The 18,002-nt window shown below is 62.3% G+C and carries 23 protein-coding genes; 8 read left to right on the top strand and 15 right to left on the bottom strand.

All coding sequences use genetic code 11. The features are described 5' to 3' along the window. Positions 1 to 123 precede the first annotated feature (123 nt). From U862_RS0106040 to nrdR, 12 genes are all read right to left on the bottom strand, one after another. Positions 124 to 924 carry a cobalamin-binding protein gene (locus U862_RS0106040; protein WP_025109541.1) on the bottom strand — a complete coding sequence of 267 codons (801 nt, stop codon included), beginning with the start codon at positions 922 to 924 and terminating at the stop codon, positions 124 to 126. After that, entirely contained in the window at positions 924 to 1,343 is a 420-nt protein-coding gene (locus tag U862_RS0106035; RefSeq protein WP_025109540.1) for a hypothetical protein, read from the bottom strand. The genes U862_RS0106040 and U862_RS0106035 overlap by 1 nt, the downstream gene beginning before the upstream one ends. After that, positions 1,340 to 1,957 carry a GTP cyclohydrolase II gene (gene ribA, locus U862_RS0106030; protein WP_007968177.1) on the bottom strand — a complete coding sequence of 206 codons (618 nt, stop codon included), beginning with the start codon at positions 1,955 to 1,957 and terminating at the stop codon, positions 1,340 to 1,342. The genes U862_RS0106035 and ribA overlap by 4 nt, the downstream gene beginning before the upstream one ends. A gap of 257 nt (positions 1,958 to 2,214) precedes the next feature. Next, positions 2,215 to 2,952, bottom strand: coding sequence for a transporter substrate-binding domain-containing protein (locus U862_RS0106025; RefSeq protein WP_025109539.1), 738 nt, complete (start codon positions 2,950 to 2,952; stop codon positions 2,215 to 2,217). 34 nt (positions 2,953 to 2,986) lie between these two features. After that, entirely contained in the window at positions 2,987 to 3,490 is a 504-nt protein-coding gene (locus U862_RS0106020; RefSeq protein WP_003228639.1) for a phosphatidylglycerophosphatase A, read from the bottom strand. Then, complete coding sequence (thiL, locus tag U862_RS0106015; protein WP_025109538.1) at positions 3,487 to 4,452, bottom strand: thiamine-phosphate kinase; 966 nt, start codon at positions 4,450 to 4,452, stop codon at positions 3,487 to 3,489. The genes U862_RS0106020 and thiL overlap by 4 nt, the downstream gene beginning before the upstream one ends. Positions 4,453 to 4,470: 18 nt before the next feature. Further along, positions 4,471 to 4,971: a transcription antitermination factor NusB gene (gene nusB, locus U862_RS0106010; RefSeq protein WP_025109537.1), complete on the bottom strand. Its 501-nt coding sequence runs from the start codon at positions 4,969 to 4,971 to the stop codon at positions 4,471 to 4,473. Beyond that, positions 4,968 to 5,444: a 6,7-dimethyl-8-ribityllumazine synthase gene (gene ribE, locus U862_RS0106005; protein ID WP_003228649.1), complete on the bottom strand. Its 477-nt coding sequence runs from the start codon at positions 5,442 to 5,444 to the stop codon at positions 4,968 to 4,970. The genes nusB and ribE overlap by 4 nt, the downstream gene beginning before the upstream one ends. A 91-nt stretch (positions 5,445 to 5,535) precedes the next feature. Further along, the gene (gene ribBA / locus U862_RS0106000) at positions 5,536 to 6,627 is read right to left on the bottom strand and encodes a bifunctional 3,4-dihydroxy-2-butanone-4-phosphate synthase/GTP cyclohydrolase II (RefSeq protein WP_025109536.1); all 1,092 of its coding nucleotides are present in this window, start codon (positions 6,625 to 6,627) and stop codon (positions 5,536 to 5,538) included. A gap of 31 nt (positions 6,628 to 6,658) precedes the next feature. After that, positions 6,659 to 7,321, bottom strand: a complete 663-nt coding sequence (locus tag U862_RS0105995; RefSeq protein ID WP_025109535.1) for a riboflavin synthase — start codon at positions 7,319 to 7,321, stop codon at positions 6,659 to 6,661. 47 nt (positions 7,322 to 7,368) lie between these two features. Continuing rightward, positions 7,369 to 8,502 (bottom strand): bifunctional diaminohydroxyphosphoribosylaminopyrimidine deaminase/5-amino-6-(5-phosphoribosylamino)uracil reductase RibD, encoded by a 1,134-nt coding sequence (gene ribD, locus U862_RS0105990; RefSeq protein WP_025109534.1) that lies wholly within the window; start codon positions 8,500 to 8,502, stop codon positions 7,369 to 7,371. After that, positions 8,499 to 8,963 (bottom strand): transcriptional regulator NrdR, encoded by a 465-nt coding sequence (nrdR, locus tag U862_RS0105985; protein ID WP_007910946.1) that lies wholly within the window; start codon positions 8,961 to 8,963, stop codon positions 8,499 to 8,501. Before nrdR ends, ribD begins: the two co-directional genes overlap by 4 nt. Positions 8,964 to 9,091: 128 nt before the next feature. Here nrdR and U862_RS0105980 point away from each other — a divergent pair, with 128 nt between their 5' ends. From U862_RS0105980 to trxA, 3 genes are all read left to right on the top strand, one after another. Then, entirely contained in the window at positions 9,092 to 9,556 is a 465-nt protein-coding gene (locus U862_RS0105980; RefSeq protein WP_025109533.1) for a YbaY family lipoprotein, read from the top strand. Beyond that, positions 9,553 to 10,209: a methyltransferase gene (locus U862_RS0105975; protein WP_025109532.1), complete on the top strand. Its 657-nt coding sequence runs from the start codon at positions 9,553 to 9,555 to the stop codon at positions 10,207 to 10,209. Before U862_RS0105980 ends, U862_RS0105975 begins: the two co-directional genes overlap by 4 nt. A gap of 179 nt (positions 10,210 to 10,388) precedes the next feature. Continuing rightward, positions 10,389 to 11,261, top strand: a complete 873-nt coding sequence (gene trxA, locus U862_RS0105970; protein WP_025109531.1) for a thioredoxin — start codon at positions 10,389 to 10,391, stop codon at positions 11,259 to 11,261. 4 nt (positions 11,262 to 11,265) lie between these two features. Here the strand turns inward: trxA and U862_RS0105965 are convergent, their stop codons facing one another. Continuing rightward, on the bottom strand, positions 11,266 to 11,625 hold the full coding sequence (locus U862_RS0105965) for a hypothetical protein (RefSeq protein ID WP_025109530.1): 360 nt from the start codon (positions 11,623 to 11,625) through the stop codon (positions 11,266 to 11,268). 135 nt (positions 11,626 to 11,760) lie between these two features. Between U862_RS0105965 and U862_RS0105960 the strand changes: the two genes are divergently transcribed. The 5 genes from U862_RS0105960 (at position 11,761) to U862_RS0105940 (ending at position 15,933) form a co-directional block, all read left to right on the top strand. Next, positions 11,761 to 12,363 (top strand): DUF2796 domain-containing protein, encoded by a 603-nt coding sequence (locus tag U862_RS0105960; protein WP_025109529.1) that lies wholly within the window; start codon positions 11,761 to 11,763, stop codon positions 12,361 to 12,363. 140 nt (positions 12,364 to 12,503) lie between these two features. After that, positions 12,504 to 13,214 (top strand): ABC transporter ATP-binding protein, encoded by a 711-nt coding sequence (locus U862_RS0105955; protein WP_007966120.1) that lies wholly within the window; start codon positions 12,504 to 12,506, stop codon positions 13,212 to 13,214. A 1-nt stretch (position 13,215) separates the two neighbouring features. Further along, positions 13,216 to 14,481: an ABC transporter permease gene (locus tag U862_RS0105950; protein WP_025109528.1), complete on the top strand. Its 1,266-nt coding sequence runs from the start codon at positions 13,216 to 13,218 to the stop codon at positions 14,479 to 14,481. 11 nt (positions 14,482 to 14,492) lie between these two features. Further along, complete coding sequence (locus U862_RS0105945) at positions 14,493 to 15,011, top strand: DUF3299 domain-containing protein (protein WP_025109527.1); 519 nt, start codon at positions 14,493 to 14,495, stop codon at positions 15,009 to 15,011. A gap of 223 nt (positions 15,012 to 15,234) precedes the next feature. Next, positions 15,235 to 15,933, top strand: coding sequence for an OmpW family protein (locus U862_RS0105940; RefSeq protein WP_025109526.1), 699 nt, complete (start codon positions 15,235 to 15,237; stop codon positions 15,931 to 15,933). Positions 15,934 to 16,115: 182 nt separating this feature from the next. On the opposite strand, the gene U862_RS0105935 is transcribed toward U862_RS0105940, so the two are convergent. Next, positions 16,116 to 17,045 carry an NAD-dependent epimerase/dehydratase family protein gene (locus U862_RS0105935; protein ID WP_025109525.1) on the bottom strand — a complete coding sequence of 310 codons (930 nt, stop codon included), beginning with the start codon at positions 17,043 to 17,045 and terminating at the stop codon, positions 16,116 to 16,118. Next, on the bottom strand, positions 17,038 to 17,922 hold the full coding sequence (locus U862_RS0105930) for a sugar nucleotide-binding protein (protein ID WP_025109524.1): 885 nt from the start codon (positions 17,920 to 17,922) through the stop codon (positions 17,038 to 17,040). The genes U862_RS0105935 and U862_RS0105930 overlap by 8 nt, the downstream gene beginning before the upstream one ends. Positions 17,923 to 18,002 lie beyond the last annotated feature (80 nt).

Raw genomic sequence — 18,002 nt, 5'->3', positions numbered from 1 at the left:
GCGGGCTTGCTCGCGAACAATTCACCTCGGTCTCCCACAGTAGATCGGCGCTTGCCCTGAAACTCTGGCAAAACACAGATCCCATGTGGGAGCGGGCTTGCTCGCGAACAATTCACCTCGGTCTCAGCGGTCTGGCGCGATCGAATGGCAGAGCTTGGCGGTGGCCTCGATCATCTGCCCGCTCGGCCGCTCCAGGCCTTTGTCGCTGACCAACAGCAACTGCCCATGCGCTACCGCAGCCACCTGCGGCCAGGCCTTCCATGCATCAAGCTGGGCCTGATCAGTGGCCAGAATCACCTCGGGATTGCGCTGCAACACCGCCTCGATACTGACCTGCGGTGCCGGTAAGCTCAGGTCCGCGAATACATTGCGCGCGCCGCACACCTCAAGCGCATCGCTGATGATCTGCCCGCCGCCGACGGTGTACAACGGCTTGTCCCAGACTTGGTAGAAGACTTTCAGCGGTGCGTCTCGGCGATAGCGCTGGCGCAGATCGTCGAGTTTGCTGCGCAGCTCCGACGCCAGTGTCACCCCATGCTCAGGTCGCCCCAGTCGAGCGGCAATGGCCTCGATCTGCGCCGACAGCTGTTCAAGATCATGCGGTTCGGCGACGTAAGTCGCAATGTTCAGGCGCTTGAGTTGATCGCGTTGCGACGGGCCGACACTGCCGGGCCACAGCAGCAATAAATCAGGTTTGAGACTGAGCAGGCGCTCAATGTCCAACTGGCCGTAGCGCCCCACTGACGGTAGGTCCTTGAGCGCAACAGGACGCTCACCAGCGTCGAGCACGCCGACCAGCAAATCAGCCGAATCCAGTTCAACAACGATTTCAGAGAGAGAGGGGGCGAGGCTGACCACCCGCAGGCTCGCCAGCACCGGGCCGGCGCAGGCCAGCAGCAGAACCGCCAGCCACAGACGACGCATCAGCCGAGTTGACGCGGGATGCGATAGAGGTAGAACAGCACGGCAGTGGACAACGCCAGCAGCATCAATGGCACCGCTTCGAGGCCGACGAATACCGCCAAGGCGCCGATCCACGCCGGCAGCGCTGCCGCCAGAAACGCGGTGCGGCGGCGGGCCGCGAGGGTAATCCAGGCCGCCGGTTCGCCAGGCGTATCGAGGGCTTTCTGGGTGGCGATCAATGCATGTTTGTAGCCACCGAAAAATTTCAGGCTGACAAACATCGAGGCCACACCGGCAATGAACATCGGCATGGTCAGCACCGGCAGCAACGCCTCATATTGGCCGAACAGTGCATTGAGCACGAACAACGGCACCAGCGCCAGCGCCAGATATTTCCACCAGTCGATCGCCAGACGGCGTCGCACCTGCCCGCGGGTCACGCCCGGTCTACCTCGCCCTGGTGCTCGTTACCCATCATGTGGTCGAGCTTGCTGGCCTTGGTCGCCAAGTACAGCTTGTTGTGCGGGTTGTGGCCGGTGTGCAGCGGTACGCGCTCGGCGACGACGATGTTCATGTCGGTCAGGGCTTTGACCTTGCGCGGGTTGTTGGTCATCAGGCGCAAGGACTTCACGCCCAGATGCTCAAGCATCGGCAGGCACATGGCGTAGTCGCGCTGGTCGGCGGCAAAGCCCAGACGCTCGTTGGCTTCAACGGTGTCGGCACCGCCATCCTGCAACTCGTAGGCGCGGATCTTGTTCAACAGACCGATACCACGCCCTTCCTGGCGCAGGTACAGCAGCACACCCCGGCCTTCACGGGCGATGGCCTTGAGCGCCGCTTCGAGTTGCGAGCCGCAGTCGCAGCGCTGGCTGAATAGAGCGTCACCGGTCAGGCACTCGGAGTGCAACCGACCGAGGACCGGGGCACCGTCGTCAATTTCACCCAGGCTCAGCACGACGTGCTCGCGGCCGGTGGCTTCATCGAGAAAACCGTGCATGGTGAATTGCGCAAAAGGCGTTGGCAGCTTGGAAGCGGCGACAAAAACGACAGGCACCGGTGTGCTCCTGATCTAAAAAGTCTGAAGATTCGCAGGCCGGCATTGTAACAGCAGGTGCCTGCAGACGCTTAGGCTGAATTATCGGGCATAACGATCAAAAAGTTTGATAACACCCGGCCAGTGCAGATCCCCGTGGGAGCGAGCCTGCTCGCGAAGGCGTCGGCAGATTCAATCTCTGTGTTGCCTGACCCAGCGCTTTCGCGAGCAGGCGCGCTCCCACAGGGGGGGGGCAGTGCTGGACACAAGACCTGCGCTCAGTTCGCGTCGAACGGATACGGCTGCTGCCACTTCTCGAACACCGGTTTCAGTTCGCCGCTCTTCACCAACTGCTCCATGCGCTTGTCGAACAGCGCCATCAACGTGCGTGCCTGCGGCGTGTCGGCGAAGCACAGGTACAACGGCAACTCGGCGATGTGGGTCTTGCGAAACTGCGTCGGATCCTTGGCCCGGCCGACCACGTAGTCGATTTCGGTCTGCGCATCGATGTAATAGTCGGCGCGGTTGTGGGTGAGCATCGACAGGATCCCGGTACGCCGGATGACCTCATTGTAGTTGCGCACATTGGGCAGGTATTTCTGATAGTCATAACCACGAACCCAGGCCAGCCGATAGCTGCCGAGGGTGTCCTGGCTCGGCGGCGGATTGCTCGCCAGGCCCAGGGCGTAGATGTGATCGGTATCAAAATTCCAGCGCGGATACAGCAGATCACTGGCCTCGTCATGATAGGAGCCGACGCAGGCGTCAACTTCACCGCGCTCGGCCAGACCGACCGAGCGGGTATACGGTTCGCTGCGAATGTCGAGCTTCACCCCGGCCGGTTCGAACACCTTGCGCAGCACGTCCCAGCCCAGGCCATGACCGTCGGCGGCGGTGTAATCTTCCCATTCTTCACTGGCCAGGTGGATGACCGCAGGCGTCGGCGCAGCTTCCTGCGCACTGGCAACAGTGCCCAGCAAGGTCAGAAACACCAGCGCCAGCCAGCGTCGAGCCATCCCTACTCTCCTCACTTAACCCTGACGATCCGGATCAGGCGAAAATCCACACCAGTCCCTGCATTGCCAGCCAGGCGAACACGCCGGCCAGCACGTCATCGAGCATGATGCCGACGCCACCGTGGACATGCCGGTCGATCCAGCGGATCGGCCATGGCTTGAGAATGTCGAAGAAACGGAACATCAGGAAACCGGCAAGCAACCAGTACCAGCCTTCCGGCACCAGCCACAGGGTGATCCACATCCCGACCATCTCGTCCCAGACGATGCCTTCGTGGTCGTGTACCCGCAGATCGTCGGCGACCTTGCCGCACAGCCAGAAGCCGAACAGCATGGTGATCCCGAGCATCAGCCAGTAACCCCAGTCGGGCAGCATCTGCCACAACGGGATAAAGGGTAGCGCAACTAACGAGCCCCACGTGCCCGGCGCTTTCGGCAAGGTGCCGGAACCGAAGCCGAACGCGAGAAAATGCCAGGGATTGCGCCAGACCGACGGCGGAACGAATTCGGCCGGAACCTGTTTCGGGTGATCTGTCACGGTGTCTCCTGAAAATGTTGATAACCCCGGATTTGCGGGGTGATGTCGTGTCCTTCGCGATCCAGCAGCACCACACCCTGGCCCTGCGCCACCCGCCCGATCACATGAATCGGCCAGCCATCGGCCAGCAACGCCGACAACTCGACGGACGGCAGGGTGAAGGCCAGTACGTAGTCATCGCCGCCGCTCAACGCCGCCCGCTCCGCGCCGCGCTGGCCGAGAAACGCCACTAAGGCGTTCGACAACGGGACGCGCTCACGTTCAACCTCAAGCCGCACTTGCGAGGCCAGGGCGATATGCTCGCAGTCGGCGAGCAGGCCATCGGAGATGTCGAGGGCTGAAGTGGCCTTGCCGCGCAACGCCTGACCGAGCGCCAGTTGTGGCTGCGGTGACCAGTAATGACTGAGCAGCGGCTCGGCTATCTCAGCATCCGCTTCACGCTGACCGAGCACCAGTGGCAAGGCACCAGCGGCATTGCCCAACTCACCGCCGACACACAGCAGATCCCCTGGTTGCGCACCGCTGCGGGTCAAGGCCTGGCCGGACGGAACGCGACCGAACACCGTGACCGTCAGGCTCAACGGCCCACGCGTGGTGTCGCCGCCGACCAGTGCCACGCCGCAGCTCTGCGCCATGCGGTTCAAACCGCGGGCATAGGCTTGCAGCCAATCGGCAGTCACCGTCGGTACAGTCAGGGCAAGGGTAAAGGCAACGGGCGTGGCGCCCATGGCGGCCAGATCGCTGACCGCGACGGCCAGCGAGCGCTGACCGAGCAGAAACGGATCGCAGGGATCGGCGAAATGCACGCCGGCCACCAGCGTATCGGTGGAAATCGCCAGCTGTTCCCCGGGGGGAACCGCCAGCAAGGCGCAGTCGTCGCCGATCCCCAGTGCAACGCCCTCGCCGCCCTGCGCACAAGGCGCGGCGGCGAAGAAGTTGCGGATCAGCTCAAACTCGCCCATTGCGATATCAAGCGCTGATCAGCGCTTGAACGCCTTGACTTCAGCTTCACGCAGGCGCGGAGCCAGCTTGTCGAGTACGCCGTTGACGAACTTGTGGCCGTCGGTCGAACCGAAGACTTTCGCCAGCTCGATACCTTCGTTGATCACAACGCGATACGGCACGTCGACGCGCTTGAGCAGTTCCCAGGTGGACAGGCGCAGAACCGCCAGTTCAACCGGGTCCAGCTCTTCGATTTCGATGTCCAGGCAAGGCTTGAGCGCGGTGTCGATTTCGCTCTTGAACTGCGGAACCCCGTGCAGGATTTCGCGAAAGTAAGCGCCATCGACATCGGTGAAATCGTTATCGACCCGGAACTGCGCTTCGATCTCGTTCAGCGACTGCTTGGCCATGTGCCATTGATACAGGGCCTGCGTCGCGAGCTGACGGGCTTCGCGGCGCTTGACGCTCTTCGATGGCTTGCCGGCGGCCGCAGGTTTTGGATCGCGCGGGTTGAAACGATCGCTATCGTCGCTAATCACTTGGCCTCCAACTGCGCCAGCAGGCTGACCATTTCCAGAGCGGACAGGGCAGCTTCAGCACCTTTGTTGCCGGCCTTGGTGCCGGAACGTTCGATGGCTTGCTCGATGGAATCAACGGTCAGGACGCCGAAAGCGACCGGTACGCCGAACTCCATGGACACCTGGGCCAAGCCCTTGGTGCACTCGCCTGCCACGTATTCGAAGTGCGGAGTGCCACCACGAATGACCGCGCCGAGGGCGATGATGGCTGCGAACTCGCCTTTCTGGGCGACTTTCTGCGCAACCAGCGGGATTTCGAAGGCGCCAGGTGCGCGGATGATGGTGATGTCGCTTTCGCTCACGCCGTGGCGAACCAGGGCATCCACTGCACCGCTGACCAGGCTTTCAACTACGAAACTGTTGAAGCGGCCCACTACCAGAGCGTAGCGGCCTTTAGGGGCGATGAAGGTACCTTCGATGGTCTTCAGGGTCATTCGTCAGATCTCTTAAAGAGCCGGGACGCGTCTGTTTCGCGTCCCTCAGTGATTTATTTGCCGCGAATTCGGGGCCGGAAACAACCGGTCATTATTCGGAGGGCACGTATTCTACAACTTCCAGATCGAAACCGGATATCGCATTAAATTTCATCGGTGCCGACATCAGGCGCATTTTGCGCACACCGAGGTCACGCAGGATCTGCGAACCGGCACCGACGATGCTGTAGGTGGTCGGTTTTTTCACCGCCGCCTGATCACCGGTTTCGCGGATGTGCGCCAGCAACACGTCACCGTCCAGCGGGTGACCGAGCAACAGCACCACGCCGCTGCCGGCCTCGGCGACCGCGGCCATCGCGGCGCGCAGGCTCCAGCGACCCGGTTGCTTGACCATCAGCAGGTCGCGCAGCGGGTCCATGTTGTGCACGCGAACCAGGGTCGGCTCTTCGGCGCAAACGGTGCCCAGAGTGAGGGCCATGTGCACGTCGCCTTCCACCGAATCACGATAGGTCACCAGGTTGAATTGGCCCAGTTCGCTGTCCAGTGGCTGCTCGGCAATCCGCTGAACGGTACGTTCGTGGATCATCCGGTAGTGAATCAGGTCGGCAATGGTACCGATCTTGATGTTGTGTTCGGCCGCGAACGCTTCCAGCTCAGCGCGACGGGACATGGTGCCGTCGTCGTTCATCACTTCGCAGATCACGCCGCTCGGCTCGAAACCGGCCATGCGCGCCAGGTCGCAAGCCGCTTCGGTATGACCGGCACGGGCCAGGGTGCCACCGGCCTGGGCCATCAGCGGGAAGATGTGGCCCGGGCTGACGATGTCTTCAGCTTTCGCGTCTTTCGCGGCAGCCGCTTGCACGGTGCGCGCGCGGTCAGCGGCGGAGATACCGGTGGTCACGCCTTCGGCGGCTTCGATCGACACGGTGAACTTGGTGCCGAAACCGGAACCGTTGCGCGGCGCCATCAGCGGCAGCTTCAACAGTTCGCAGCGCTCGCGGCTCATCGGCATGCAGATCAGGCCACGAGCGTGCTTGGCCATGAAGTTGATGTGCTCGGCCTTGCAGCATTCGGCGGCCATGATCAGGTCGCCTTCGTTCTCGCGGTCTTCGTCATCCATGAGGATGACCATCTTGCCTTGGCGGATGTCTTCAACCAGTTCTTCGATGCTATTGAGCGCCACAAGGCACCCCCCTTCTTTCGAATTTAGAGCTTCAGGATTTGAGGTAGCCGTTTTGGGCCAGAAAGCTTTCAGTGATGCCACCGGACGTTGGCTCTGCAGCCTTGTCGCCCAACAGCAGGCGCTCCAGATAACGCGCCAGCAAGTCGACTTCCAGGTTCACCCGGCGACCTGGCTTGTAGGACGCCATGATGGTTTCGCTCAAGGTGTGCGGGATGATCGTCAGCATGAATTCGGCGCCATCGACCGCGTTCACGGTGAGGCTGGTGCCGTCGACAGTGATCGAGCCTTTATGGGCGATGTACCTGGCCAGCTCCTTCGGCGCGCGAATACGAAATTCCACGGCGCGGGCGTTGTCGCTGCGCGAGACGATTTCGCCGACACCGTCGACGTGACCGCTGACCAGGTGCCCGCCGAGACGGGTGGTCGGGGTCAGGGCTTTTTCCAGATTGACCGGGCTGCCGCTTTTCAGGTCATTCATGGCAGTGCAGTCGAGGGTTTCACGACTGACATCGGCGGCGAAGCCGTCGCCCGGCAGCTCAACCGCCGTCAGGCACACGCCGTTGACCGCGATGCTGTCGCCGAGTTTGACGTCGCTCAGGTCGAGCTTGCCGGTTGAGACGTGCACCCGCACATCACCGCCCTTGGGGGTCAGTGCACGGATACTGCCGATGGATTCGATGATGCCGGTAAACATGGGGTTCTCCTTGAGAACGAAGCCAGCGCTAAGGCGATGGCCGGGAATTATACGCTCGCCGAAAGCACCGGCGTCGCAGTGACTCGCCAGTCATCGCCAACCGCGCGGATTTCAGTGATTTTCAGCTCGGGAGCGTCTTTCATATAGGCCAGCGGCCAGTCCAGCAGCGGACGCGCCGTGGAACCGAGGAACTTGCCGGCGATGAAGATCACGAATTCGTCGACCAGACCAAGCTGGGCAAACGCACCAGCCAGTCGCGGGCCGGCCTCGACCAGCACTTCGTTGACGCCACGATTGGCCAGTTCGATAAGCAACTGATGCAGATCGACCTGACCGTCGTCACCCGGCACGATCAGGCACTCCGGGCCGTTGGCATATTGTTCTTCGACCGCCATGCAGGTGGCGACCAATGCCGGGCCGGCCTTGAAGAACGGCGCATCCAGCGGAACCCGCAGGCGCCCATCGATCAGCACCCGCAGTGGCGGACGGCTCAGGGCCAGCGCGGTTTGTTCGGCATCCAGCCCCAGCTCATCGGCGCGTACGGTCAGGCGAGCACCGTCAGCCAGTACGGTGTCGGCGCCGGTCAGTACCACGCTGGCCTGTGCGCGCAAACGCTGCACGGCGGAACGCGCGGCCGGGCCGGTGATCCACTGGCTCTCGCCGCTTTCCATCGCTGTGCGACCGTCCAGGCTCATGGCCAGTTTGACCCGCACAAACGGCAAGCCGTGTTCCATGCGCTTCAGAAAACCTTGATTGAGCTGGCGCGCTTCAGCTTCGAGCACCCCGCTTTCGGTGGCGATGCCGGCATCAGCCAGACGCTGCAAGCCACGCCCGGCAACCTGCGGGTTCGGATCACGCATCGCCGCGACCACCCGGCCGACACCGGCATTGACCAACGCATCGGCACACGGCGGCGTGCGGCCATGGTGGCTGCACGGCTCAAGGGTGACGTAAGCCGTCGCGCCCCGGGCCAGTTCACCGGCAGCGCGCAGGGCGTGGACTTCGGCGTGGGGTTCGCCGGCGCGCTCGTGAAAGCCTTCGCCGACAATCTGCCCGTCGCGCACAACCACGCAGCCAACCCGAGGATTGGGGTGCGTGGTGTAGTGGCCCTTGCGCGCCAGTTCCAGCGCGCGCGCCATGAAGTGAGCGTCGAGGATGGCCTGCTCGGCGGCGCTGGTCATTCTTTCACCGGCTCGCGGGCAAGGCGGTCGATCTCTTCGCGGAACTCGTTGAGGTCCTGAAAGCGCTTGTACACCGACGCGAAACGGATATAGGCCACTTCATCGAGCTTTTGCAGCTCGGCCATCACCAGTTCGCCGACCACGAGGGATTTGACCTCGCGCTCGCCAGTGGCGCGCAGCTTGTGCTTGATGTGGACCAGAGAGGATTCGAGGCGCTCGACGCTCACCGGACGCTTCTCCAGGGCGCGTTGCATGCCCGCGCGGAGTTTTTCTTCGTCGAAGGGTTGGCGGCTGCCGTCGGTTTTGATCAGGCGCGGCAACACCAGTTCGGCCGTCTCGAACGTCGTGAAACGTTCGCCGCAGGCCAGGCATTCACGCCGGCGGCGCACCTGTTCGCCCTCGGCGACCAGACGCGAGTCGATGACCTTGGTGTCGTTGGCACCGCAGAAGGGACAGTGCATGGTGGCTGGCAACAAAAAAAGGGAGGGCCATGGTAGCGCATCCCGGTGGCAAGACAAGCCATAGGGTTTGCGGTATACAGACTGCCATGATCGTTTGATCCATGGATTTCATTTTGCTGGAGCTGCCAATGCCGCTACGACCGCTCGTTTTGCTCAGTCTTTTCGCCCTGCTGGTGGCCTGCGGCAGCGACAAGCCCAAGCCGCAGCCGCCGACACCAGGCCCTGCGCCGCAACAGGCGCAGAAAAAAGCCAAAGAGGCTGCCGATCTGGGTCCGCTGCCGGCCTATCAACGTGAACTGAGCGGCACTTTGCAAGGCGTGCCGGCCGGTGCCGAAGTCGAACTGGCGCTGCTGGTGATCGACGAGAAGTCGCGCCCGCAGCAATTGCTCGCCAGTTCCAGCCTGATCGGTAACAACCAGATCCTGCCGTTCCGCCTGCGTTTCAATCCAGAAGCCTTTCCAGCCGGCGCCAGGGTTGAGCTGCGCGGTCGGGCCACGCAGTCCGGCCAGTTGATCCTGCATCTGCCGTCGCAAACCATCACCCAGCCGACCACTCAGGCGCTGGGCCAACTGCAATTTGTCAAAGCACCATGACGGCACCGCTCGACCTGCAACAGGCGTTAGGTGAATTGCTCGGCGATGCCCGGCTCAAAGCCTGTGCATTGCCGGGCACTGACTTGCAGCTATGGCTGATCGACGGCGACAACATGCACCGCGAATTCAGCCCCGACGAAACCCGCCGTATCCTCCACGAGCCACCGTATTGGAGCTTCTGCTGGGCCAGTGGCCTGGCGGTGGCGCGTTATCTGGCGGCGTTTCCCGAGTGGGTACGCGGCAAGCGGGTACTGGATTTCGGCGCTGGTTCCGGGATTGCCGGGATTGCCGCCGTGAAGGCCGGCGCGCTGGAAGTGGTGGCGTGTGACCTCGATCCGCTGGCGATTGCTGCCTGCCGGGCCAACGCCGCACTCAATGATGTGCAAATGAGTTACTCGACGGATTTCTTCGCCGAGGCCGATCGTTTCGACCTGATCCTCGTGGCAGACGTGCTGTACGACCGCGAGAACCTGCCATTGCTCGATGCGTTTCTCAGCCGCGGGCGTGAGGCGCTGGTGGCGGATTCGCGGGTTCGGGATTTTCGCCATCCGTTGTACCGGCGCATCGAAATGCTCGAAGCCATGACCCTGCCGGATCTGGCCGAGCCGGAAGAATTCAGACATGTCAGCCTTTACCATGCGCGGCGTGACTAGAAGCTTCGCGAGCAGGCTCGCTCCCACAAGGGGTGGGTGAACGTCAGAGATCCAATGTGGGAGCGAACCTGCTCGCGAAGGCGTCCTCAAAGACGACACCTCTCTAAAATCTGCCCCCGCTTCCGGCCCCTCCCGCCAAGCCGTATAGTTGCCCCATCCACGCTTTTACGAGATCCCCCATGAGTCAGCAAACGCCGTACATCTTCGACGCCACGACTGCCGATTTCGACCAGTCGGTGATCGAGGCTTCCTTCAACAAACCGGTGCTGGTGGATTTCTGGGCCGAGTGGTGTGCGCCGTGCAAGGCGCTGATGCCGATGCTGCAAGGCATCGCCGAGAGCTATCAGGGCGAACTGCTGCTGGCCAAGGTCAACTGCGACATCGAGCAGGACATCGTCGCCCGCTTCGGTATCCGCAGCCTGCCGACCGTGGTGCTGTTCAAGGACGGCCAACCGGTGGACGGTTTTGCCGGTGCGCAACCGGAATCCGCGGTGCGCGCCCTGCTCGAACCGCATGTGCAGATGCCGGCGCCAACCGCTGCCGATCCGTTCGAGCAGGCTCAGGCGCTGTTCGATGAAGGGCGTTACGCCGATGCCGAAGCGGCGCTGGTGGTGATGCTCACCGAAGACAACAGCAACGCCAAGGCGCTGATCCTCTACGCCCGCTGCCTGACCGAACGCGGCGAACTGGGCGAAGCGCAAACCGTGCTCGATGCGGTCAAGAGCGATGAGCACAAGGCTGCACTGGCCGGGGCCAAGGCGCAGATCAAGTTCCTCGGCCTGGCTCGCGACCTGCCGGATGCCGCTGACCTCAAGGCGCGTCTTGCGCAGAATCCGCAGGACGACGAAGCGGTGTATCAACTGGCGATCCAGCAGCTGGCGCGCCAGCAATACGAGGCGGCGCTGGAAGCCTTGCTCAAGTTGTTCATCCGCAACCGCAGCTACGGCGAAGGGTTGCCGCACAAGACCCTGCTGCAAGTGTTCGAACTGCTGGGCAACGATCACCCGCTGGTGACCGCTTACCGGCGCAAGGTGTTTGCGGCGCTTTATTAAGCGCTCACTCGATCCAGCTGTAGAGCGGCGTATCCCCGCCGCTCGCCACCTTCACCCGTGCACTATGGCGCAAGCGCACCAGCAGGCGTTTGCCCGCCGCCGCGCTGCCGGTCAGGCCCTCAAGCTGATCCAGCAAGTCCGGGCCGCTGAGCTGACCGGCGTTGCGCAACAGGTCCTGCGCGACTTGCCACAACGCATCGTCCTGGTTCTGCGGTTTCGCTGCCGGGGTCAGCACTGCCGCCTGCGGCTGCTCGCTCTGCGTGTGCGCCCCAAGCGCCGCGCCCAGCTTCGCCCAATCGCTGTCATCCAGCTCCACCGTCAAATCCACCGGCATCGCGCCGACGGTTCCACGTATCCGCAACATCTGCTTCGCTCCTGCACATTTCTGACCTGCATGCTCCCACGGGACTTGTGCAACGCCAAGCAGGCGGGCAAACTCTGCGCACTTTCGTTATAAGATTACATAACAAACTCTTCACTTTACTTTCCGGAGATCGCTATGCGCCGTCTGCTGCTCGCTTTGCCGTTTGCCCTGTTGCCGCTGGCCATCGCCCACGCCGCCGATGAGCACGATCATGACCACGAGCACGGCAGCCTCGGCGCCCATGAACATGGCGTCGGCCGGCTGAACGCTGCGCTCGACGGCCAGACCCTGGAGCTGGAACTGGAAAGCCCGGCAATGAACCTGGTCGGCTTCGAACACGCTGCCACCACCGACGTCGACAAAGCCAAGGTCGTGGCCGCGCGCACCAAACTGGAAAACCCGCTGGCGCTGTTCAACCTGCCAGCCGCCGCCGGTTGCAAAGTCACCAGTCAGGAACTGCAAAGCCCGCTGTTCGGCGACAAGCCGGATGCCGACGACCATGACGATGATGACCACGACGAAGATGCCAAGGGCGGTGAAGCGCATCACCACGATCACAGCGAGATCCACGCCCATTATCAATTCAGCTGCGCGACCCCGGGTGCTCTGAAGACGCTGGATCTGGCGAACATCTTCAATACCTTCCCGGCGACCCAGAAAATTCAGGTACAACTGATCGGCCCAAGCGGCCAGCAAGGGACGGAAGTGACGGCCAAGGCGGCTGCCCTGAAATTCTGATCACACCGACAATCCCCTGTTGGAGCGGGCTTGCTCGCGAATGCGGTGGATCAGTCAACATAGATTTGGCTGATCCATTGCATTCGCGAGCAAGCCCGCTCCCACAAGGGGTTATGTGTTCACTTCATGAAACTGGTGCCATGACCCAAGCACTCATCGAACTGTCCGACCTGGGCTTCAACTGGCCCGGTCACCCGCCGCTGCTGGACATCCCGGCGTTTCGCCTGGAACCGGGCGAAACCCTGTTCCTCAAAGGCCCCAGCGGCAGTGGCAAGACCACCCTGCTCGGCCTGCTCGGCGGGGTGCAAAAACCCGGGCGCGGCAGCATTCGCCTGCTTGGCCAGGAGCTGACCGAACTGGGTGCCGGCGCCCGCGACCGCTTTCGTGTCGATCACACTGGCTACATTTTTCAGCAGTTCAACCTGCTGCCGTTTCTCTCGGTGCGCGAGAACGTCGAGCTGCCCTGCCACTTCTCGAAACTGCGTGCCGAACGGGCGAAACAACGTCACGGCAGTGTCGATCAGGCCGCCGCCACCCTGCTCGCCCACTTGGGCTTGAAGGATGAAAGCATCCTCGGTCGTCGCGCCGACTCACTGTCGATCGGGCAGCAGCAACGGGTCGCCGCCGCGCGCGCCTTGATCGGCCAACCGGAACTGGTGATCGCCGACGAACCGACCTCGGCACTGGATTACGACGCCCGGGAGAACTTCATTCGCCTGTTGTTCGCCGAATGCCGCGAAGCCGGATCGAGCCTGTTGTTCGTCAGCCACGATCAGAGCCTTGCGCCGCTGTTCGACCGTCACCTGTCCCTGGCCGAACTCAATCGCGCCGCCACGTCTGCCGAGGTCTGAGATGTATCTGTTTCGTCTGGCCATGGCCAGCCTGGCCAACCGCCGCTTCACCGCCCTGCTCACCGCTTTCGCGATCGCCTTGTCGGTGTGTCTGCTGCTCGCCGTCGAGCGCGTGCGCACCGAAGCCAAAGCCAGTTTCGCCAGCACCATCAGCGGCACCGACCTGATCGTCGGCGCCCGCTCCGGTTCGGTGAACCTGTTGCTGTACTCGGTGTTCCGTATCGGCAATGCGACCAACAACATTCGCTGGGACAGCTTCGAACACTTCGCCAGCAACCCGAAAGTAAAGTGGGCGATCCCGATGTCCCTCGGCGACTCGCATCGTGGCTACCGGGTGATGGGCACCACCGAGGCGTATTTCGAGCATTACCAGTACGGCCGCCAGCAACATCTGGAACTGGCTGATGGCCGGGCGTTTGCCACCGACCCGTTCGAAGTGGTGCTCGGCGCCGAAGTGGCCGAGGCGCTGCATTACAAGCTCGGCGACCAACTGGTGCTGGCCCACGGTGTGGCGGCGATCAGTCTGGTCAAGCACGACGACAAACCGTTCACCGTGGTCGGCATTCTCAAGCGCACCGGCACCCCGGTGGATCGCACGTTGCACATCAGCCTCGGCGGCATGGAGGCGATCCACATCGACTGGCACAACGGTGTGCCGGCCCGGGGCAACGGGCGGATCAGCGCCGATCAGGCGCGCAACATGGACCTGACGCCACAGGCAATCACCGCGTTCATGCTCGGTCTCAACAGCAAGATTTCCACGTTCGCCCTGCAACGCGAGATCAACGAATACCGAGGTGAGCCGATGCTGGCGATCCTTCCGGGCGTGGCCTTGCAGGAGTTGTGGAGCCTGATGAGCACCGCTGAAAAAGCGCTGTTCGTGGTCTCGTTGTTCGTGGTGCTGACCGGGTTGATCGGCATGCTCACGGCGATTCTCACCAGCCTCAACGAGCGTCGCCGGGAGATGGCGATTCTGCGTTCGGTCGGTGCGCGGCCGTGGCACATCGCAAGCCTGCTGGTGCTGGAAGCCTTTGCGTTGGCGCTGACCGGGGTGATCGCCGGGCTGGCGTTGCTGTACATCGGCATCGCCGCCGCGCAGGGTTACGTGCAGGCCAATTACGGGCTGTACCTGCCGCTGGCGTGGCCGAGCGAGTATGAATGGACGCTGCTCGGTGGCATTCTGGCAGCCGCGCTGCTGATGGGCAGCGTGCCGGCCTGGCGTGCATATCGCCAATCCCTGGCTGATGGCCTGTCGATCCGTTTATGAGGATGTTCACCATGCCCCGCGCTGTACTTGCGCTGCTGTTGCTGGTTGCCCTGCCCGTGTGGGCAGCGGCGCCGAAAGACCTGACCTGGTCGGAAATGATCCCGCCGGACGCCGCGCCGGAAGTACCGAACATGACGCCTCTGCACGACATGTCGAAGATGAGCGATGCACTCTCCGCCGAGTCCGCGCCGGCTGCCAGGCAGGACCTGCCCAACGCGCCGGTGGTGCCGAGCCTCGACGGTCAGAACATTCGTTTGCCGGGCTACATCGTGCCGCTGGAGGTCAACGAAGAGGGGCGCACCACGGACTTCCTGCTGGTGCCGTATTTCGGCGCCTGCATCCACGTGCCGCCACCGCCGTCGAACCAGATCGTGCATGTGAAAAGCGAAGTCGGCGTAAAGCTCGACGAGCTGTATCAGCCGTACTGGGTCGAGGGGCCGCTGCAGGTCAAGGCGTCCACCAGCGAACTGGCCGATGCCGGGTATCAGATGGATGCCGACAAGATTTATGTGTATGAACTGCCGGAGTGAATCCCGACAGTTTTGTACCGGTTGATCAATCGCCTTCGCGAACAAGCCCGCTCCCACATCTGGAATGCATTCACCTGTGAAAGCGGGCTTGCTCGCGAAGGGGCGGCAAAGGTTCCACAAAAAACCACCCCTTCACTGTTTCATTGAGCTGAGTCAAAAGACCGTATCAGTTGGCTTCATACCATAGGGCATCAGACATTTTTAACGTCCTTTTGGAGCTCCCATGAACAAGTCCTTGCTCAGCGCTTCGCTGTTTGCATTCGCGCTCGCAGCCCCGCTCGCCCACGCCCACGAAGCCGGCGACATCATCGTTCGCGCCGGTGCGATCACCGTCAACCCGAAGGCCGACAGCTCCAGCGTCAAGGTCGATCAGGGTCCGTTGAGCGGCACCAATCTGGGCGGCAAGGCGACCATGAGCAGCGACACCCAACTGGGTCTGAACTTCGCCTACATGCTGACCAACAACATCGGTATCGAGTTGCTGGCCGCCTCGCCGTTCGAGCATGACGTAAAAATCAAAGGCACCGCGCTACCAGCTGCCAACGGCAAACTCGGTACCCTGAAACACCTGCCGCCAACCCTCAGCGTCGTGTACTACCCGCTGGATGCCAAGTCGCCGTTCCAGCCGTACATCGGCGGCGGCATCAACTACACCTGGATCTACGACGAGCACGTCGGCAGCGAAGCCCAATCCAACGGCTTCAGCAACTTCAAGGCGAAAAATTCCTGGGGTCTGGCCTGGCAGGTCGGCGCCGACTACATGCTGACCGACAACATCATGCTCAACGCCCAAGTGCGCTATATCGACATCGATACCCGCGCCACCGTCGAGAACAACGCCGTGGCGCCGGGCACCCGTGCCAAGGTGAATGTTGATGTCGATCCATTTGTGTACATGGTGGGTCTGGGCTACAAGTTCTAAGGCAGATTCAACCAAGAACGTTCACGTGGTGGTGAATGAGGCTTTGGGTGAGCAGGCTTGGAACTGACGACGATCACGTGTGATCGATCGGGGATAAATCCCCTCGCCACAGGAATAGCGACATATTCCGGCCGTGAAAAAGGCGCCTGTAAAAAGGCGCCTTTTTCATGTCTGCGATAAACCTACTTGTCGAGCAACCGCGCCAGCCCCACACGCATCGGCGTCGGCTCTGGCAGCTTGAAACGCTCCAGCAAACGCGCGTTGTTCGCCCGCGAATGACGGATGTCACCGGAGCGCGCCGGGCCGTAGCTGACCGGGGGCAAATCGCCGACCACTTCCTGCAGCGCTTGCAGCATCTGCTTGAGGTTCATTGCCTGATTCCAGCCGACGTTCATCGCGCCCACTTCCACTTCAGGCTTGTCGATCGCCTGCACCAGCACATCAACCAGATCCTCGACATAGAGGAAATCGCGGGTCTGCTCGCCATCGCCGAACACGGTGATCGGCAGGCCTTTCTGCGCCCGTTCGCTGAAAATGCTGATGACTCCGGAGTACGGCGAGGACGGATCCTGGCGCGGCCCGAAGATATTGAAGAAGCGGAAGATCACCGGTTCCAGGCCATGCTGGCGGCGGTAGAAATCGAAGTAGTGCTCGCCGGCCAGTTTGTCCGAAGCGTACGGGGTCAGCGGAGCCTTTGGCGTCTCCTCGTCGATCGACTCGCCTTCACCGTTGTTGCCGTAGACGGCAGCGCTGGAAGCGAACAGCACACGCTTCACACCGGCTTTGCGCATGGCTTCGCAAACATTCAGGGTGCCGATGAAATTGCTCTGGTGAGTCTTCACCGGATCGTCCACCGAAGCCTGGACCGAGGCCACCGCTGCCAGATGCGCCACCGCGCTGCAACCTAGCATCGCCTGTGCGACCAGCGCGGCATCGGCGACGTCACCGACGATCAGCTCGACCTGCGGATTGTCCAGCGGCAGGTTGGCGCGTTTGCCGGTCGACAGATCATCGAGAATCCGCACCGAGTGACCCTTGGCGAGCAGCGCATCCGTCAGGTGCGAGCCGATGAAACCGGCGCCGCCGGTGATTAAAACAGGGCCTTCAGCCATGACGATAAAACCTATCCAGTAAAGCCGGGAGTGCCGCGCGCCAGGCGCGTGGCTTGATCCCGAAAGTGTGCAGAATTTTCTTGCAGGCGAGTACCGCGTGCTGTGGTTCTTCGGCGGCGTCCGGCCGCGCGGCATGTGCCTGGGCGGTCGGGGCTTCGATCGCCAGCTGATGCAAATTGCGAGCTTCGGTCAAAATCGCCTGACCGAGCGCCAGCGGCGTGGTCGCTTCATGGCCGGCGTAATGGTAAGTGCCCCACAGCGGCGCCGCGCAATCGAGTTGCTTGAGCACCGAAATGATCACCCGCGCCGCGTCATCCACCGGCGTCGGATTGCCCCGACGGTCGTCGGCCATGAGCAATTCGTCCGGTTGTTCGGCGCGGGCGAGAAAGCGCCCGAGGGTGCCTTCAGGGCTGTCATCGAGCAGCCAGCCGAAGCGCAACAGCACGTGTTGCGGGCACGTCGCACGAACGCTTTGTTCGATGCGCCACAGCGCCTGACCGCGCAGGCCCAAGGGCACCGGCTCGTCTTTTTCGCTGTAGGCAGTCGCCCGCGAACCGTCGAACACCCGGTAACTGGAAGGCTGCACGAGGATGATGTTGTGGTGCTGGCACAGCTCGGCCAGCCGCTCGATGGCGCGCTCCTGCCCGGCCAGACGGCTTTCGCTGACGGTTTCGGCCTGGAACCAGTCGAAATAGTAGGCGAGGTTGATCAACGCATCCGGACGGGTGTCGTCGAGCAGTTGCGTCAGGCTCGCGGCATCCCAGCCGTCTTCTGGCGGGCGGGGGGCGAGGAAACCGATGTCTTCCTCTGCACCGAGGCGAATCAGCGCCTGCCCAAGGGCATTTCCGCCGCCCAGTAACATAAGGCGCATTCGCATAGAGTCAGCAGGCCCAGTCTGATTGGAACGATGGCTTTAACGACAGTGTTTGTGACACTGCCGTCGATAATTGCCGGAAT

It is taken from the genome of Pseudomonas sp. H1h, from assembly GCF_000633255.1.
Classification (GTDB): domain Bacteria; phylum Pseudomonadota; class Gammaproteobacteria; order Pseudomonadales; family Pseudomonadaceae; genus Aquipseudomonas.
The sequence above is the reverse complement of the archived record's forward strand: the minus strand, read 5'-3'. Positions and strand labels throughout refer to the sequence as shown.

Coding starts and splice junctions, on each gene's coding strand:
- U862_RS0105995 (WP_025109535.1), bottom strand. CDS start 7,321: ATGTTTACCGGCATCATCGAATCCATCGGCAGTATCCGTGCACTGACC.
- nrdR (WP_007910946.1), bottom strand. CDS start 8,963: ATGCACTGTCCCTTCTGCGGTGCCAACGACACCAAGGTCATCGACTCG.
- U862_RS0105975 (WP_025109532.1), top strand. CDS start 9,553: ATGACGGCACCGCTCGACCTGCAACAGGCGTTAGGTGAATTGCTCGGC.
- U862_RS0105960 (WP_025109529.1), top strand. CDS start 11,761: ATGCGCCGTCTGCTGCTCGCTTTGCCGTTTGCCCTGTTGCCGCTGGCC.
- U862_RS0105965 (WP_025109530.1), bottom strand. CDS start 11,625: ATGTTGCGGATACGTGGAACCGTCGGCGCGATGCCGGTGGATTTGACG.
- U862_RS0106040 (WP_025109541.1), bottom strand. CDS start 924: ATGCGTCGTCTGTGGCTGGCGGTTCTGCTGCTGGCCTGCGCCGGCCCG.
- U862_RS0106025 (WP_025109539.1), bottom strand. CDS start 2,952: ATGGCTCGACGCTGGCTGGCGCTGGTGTTTCTGACCTTGCTGGGCACT.
- U862_RS0105950 (WP_025109528.1), top strand. CDS start 13,216: ATGTATCTGTTTCGTCTGGCCATGGCCAGCCTGGCCAACCGCCGCTTC.
- U862_RS0105980 (WP_025109533.1), top strand. CDS start 9,092: ATGCCGCTACGACCGCTCGTTTTGCTCAGTCTTTTCGCCCTGCTGGTG.
- ribD (WP_025109534.1), bottom strand. CDS start 8,502: ATGACCAGCGCCGCCGAGCAGGCCATCCTCGACGCTCACTTCATGGCG.
- U862_RS0105955 (WP_007966120.1), top strand. CDS start 12,504: ATGACCCAAGCACTCATCGAACTGTCCGACCTGGGCTTCAACTGGCCC.
- U862_RS0105935 (WP_025109525.1), bottom strand. CDS start 17,045: ATGGCTGAAGGCCCTGTTTTAATCACCGGCGGCGCCGGTTTCATCGGC.
- trxA (WP_025109531.1), top strand. CDS start 10,389: ATGAGTCAGCAAACGCCGTACATCTTCGACGCCACGACTGCCGATTTC.
- U862_RS0105930 (WP_025109524.1), bottom strand. CDS start 17,922: ATGCGAATGCGCCTTATGTTACTGGGCGGCGGAAATGCCCTTGGGCAG.
- U862_RS0105940 (WP_025109526.1), top strand. CDS start 15,235: ATGAACAAGTCCTTGCTCAGCGCTTCGCTGTTTGCATTCGCGCTCGCA.
- U862_RS0105945 (WP_025109527.1), top strand. CDS start 14,493: ATGCCCCGCGCTGTACTTGCGCTGCTGTTGCTGGTTGCCCTGCCCGTG.
- ribE (WP_003228649.1), bottom strand. CDS start 5,444: ATGACCCTGAAGACCATCGAAGGTACCTTCATCGCCCCTAAAGGCCGC.
- thiL (WP_025109538.1), bottom strand. CDS start 4,452: ATGGGCGAGTTTGAGCTGATCCGCAACTTCTTCGCCGCCGCGCCTTGT.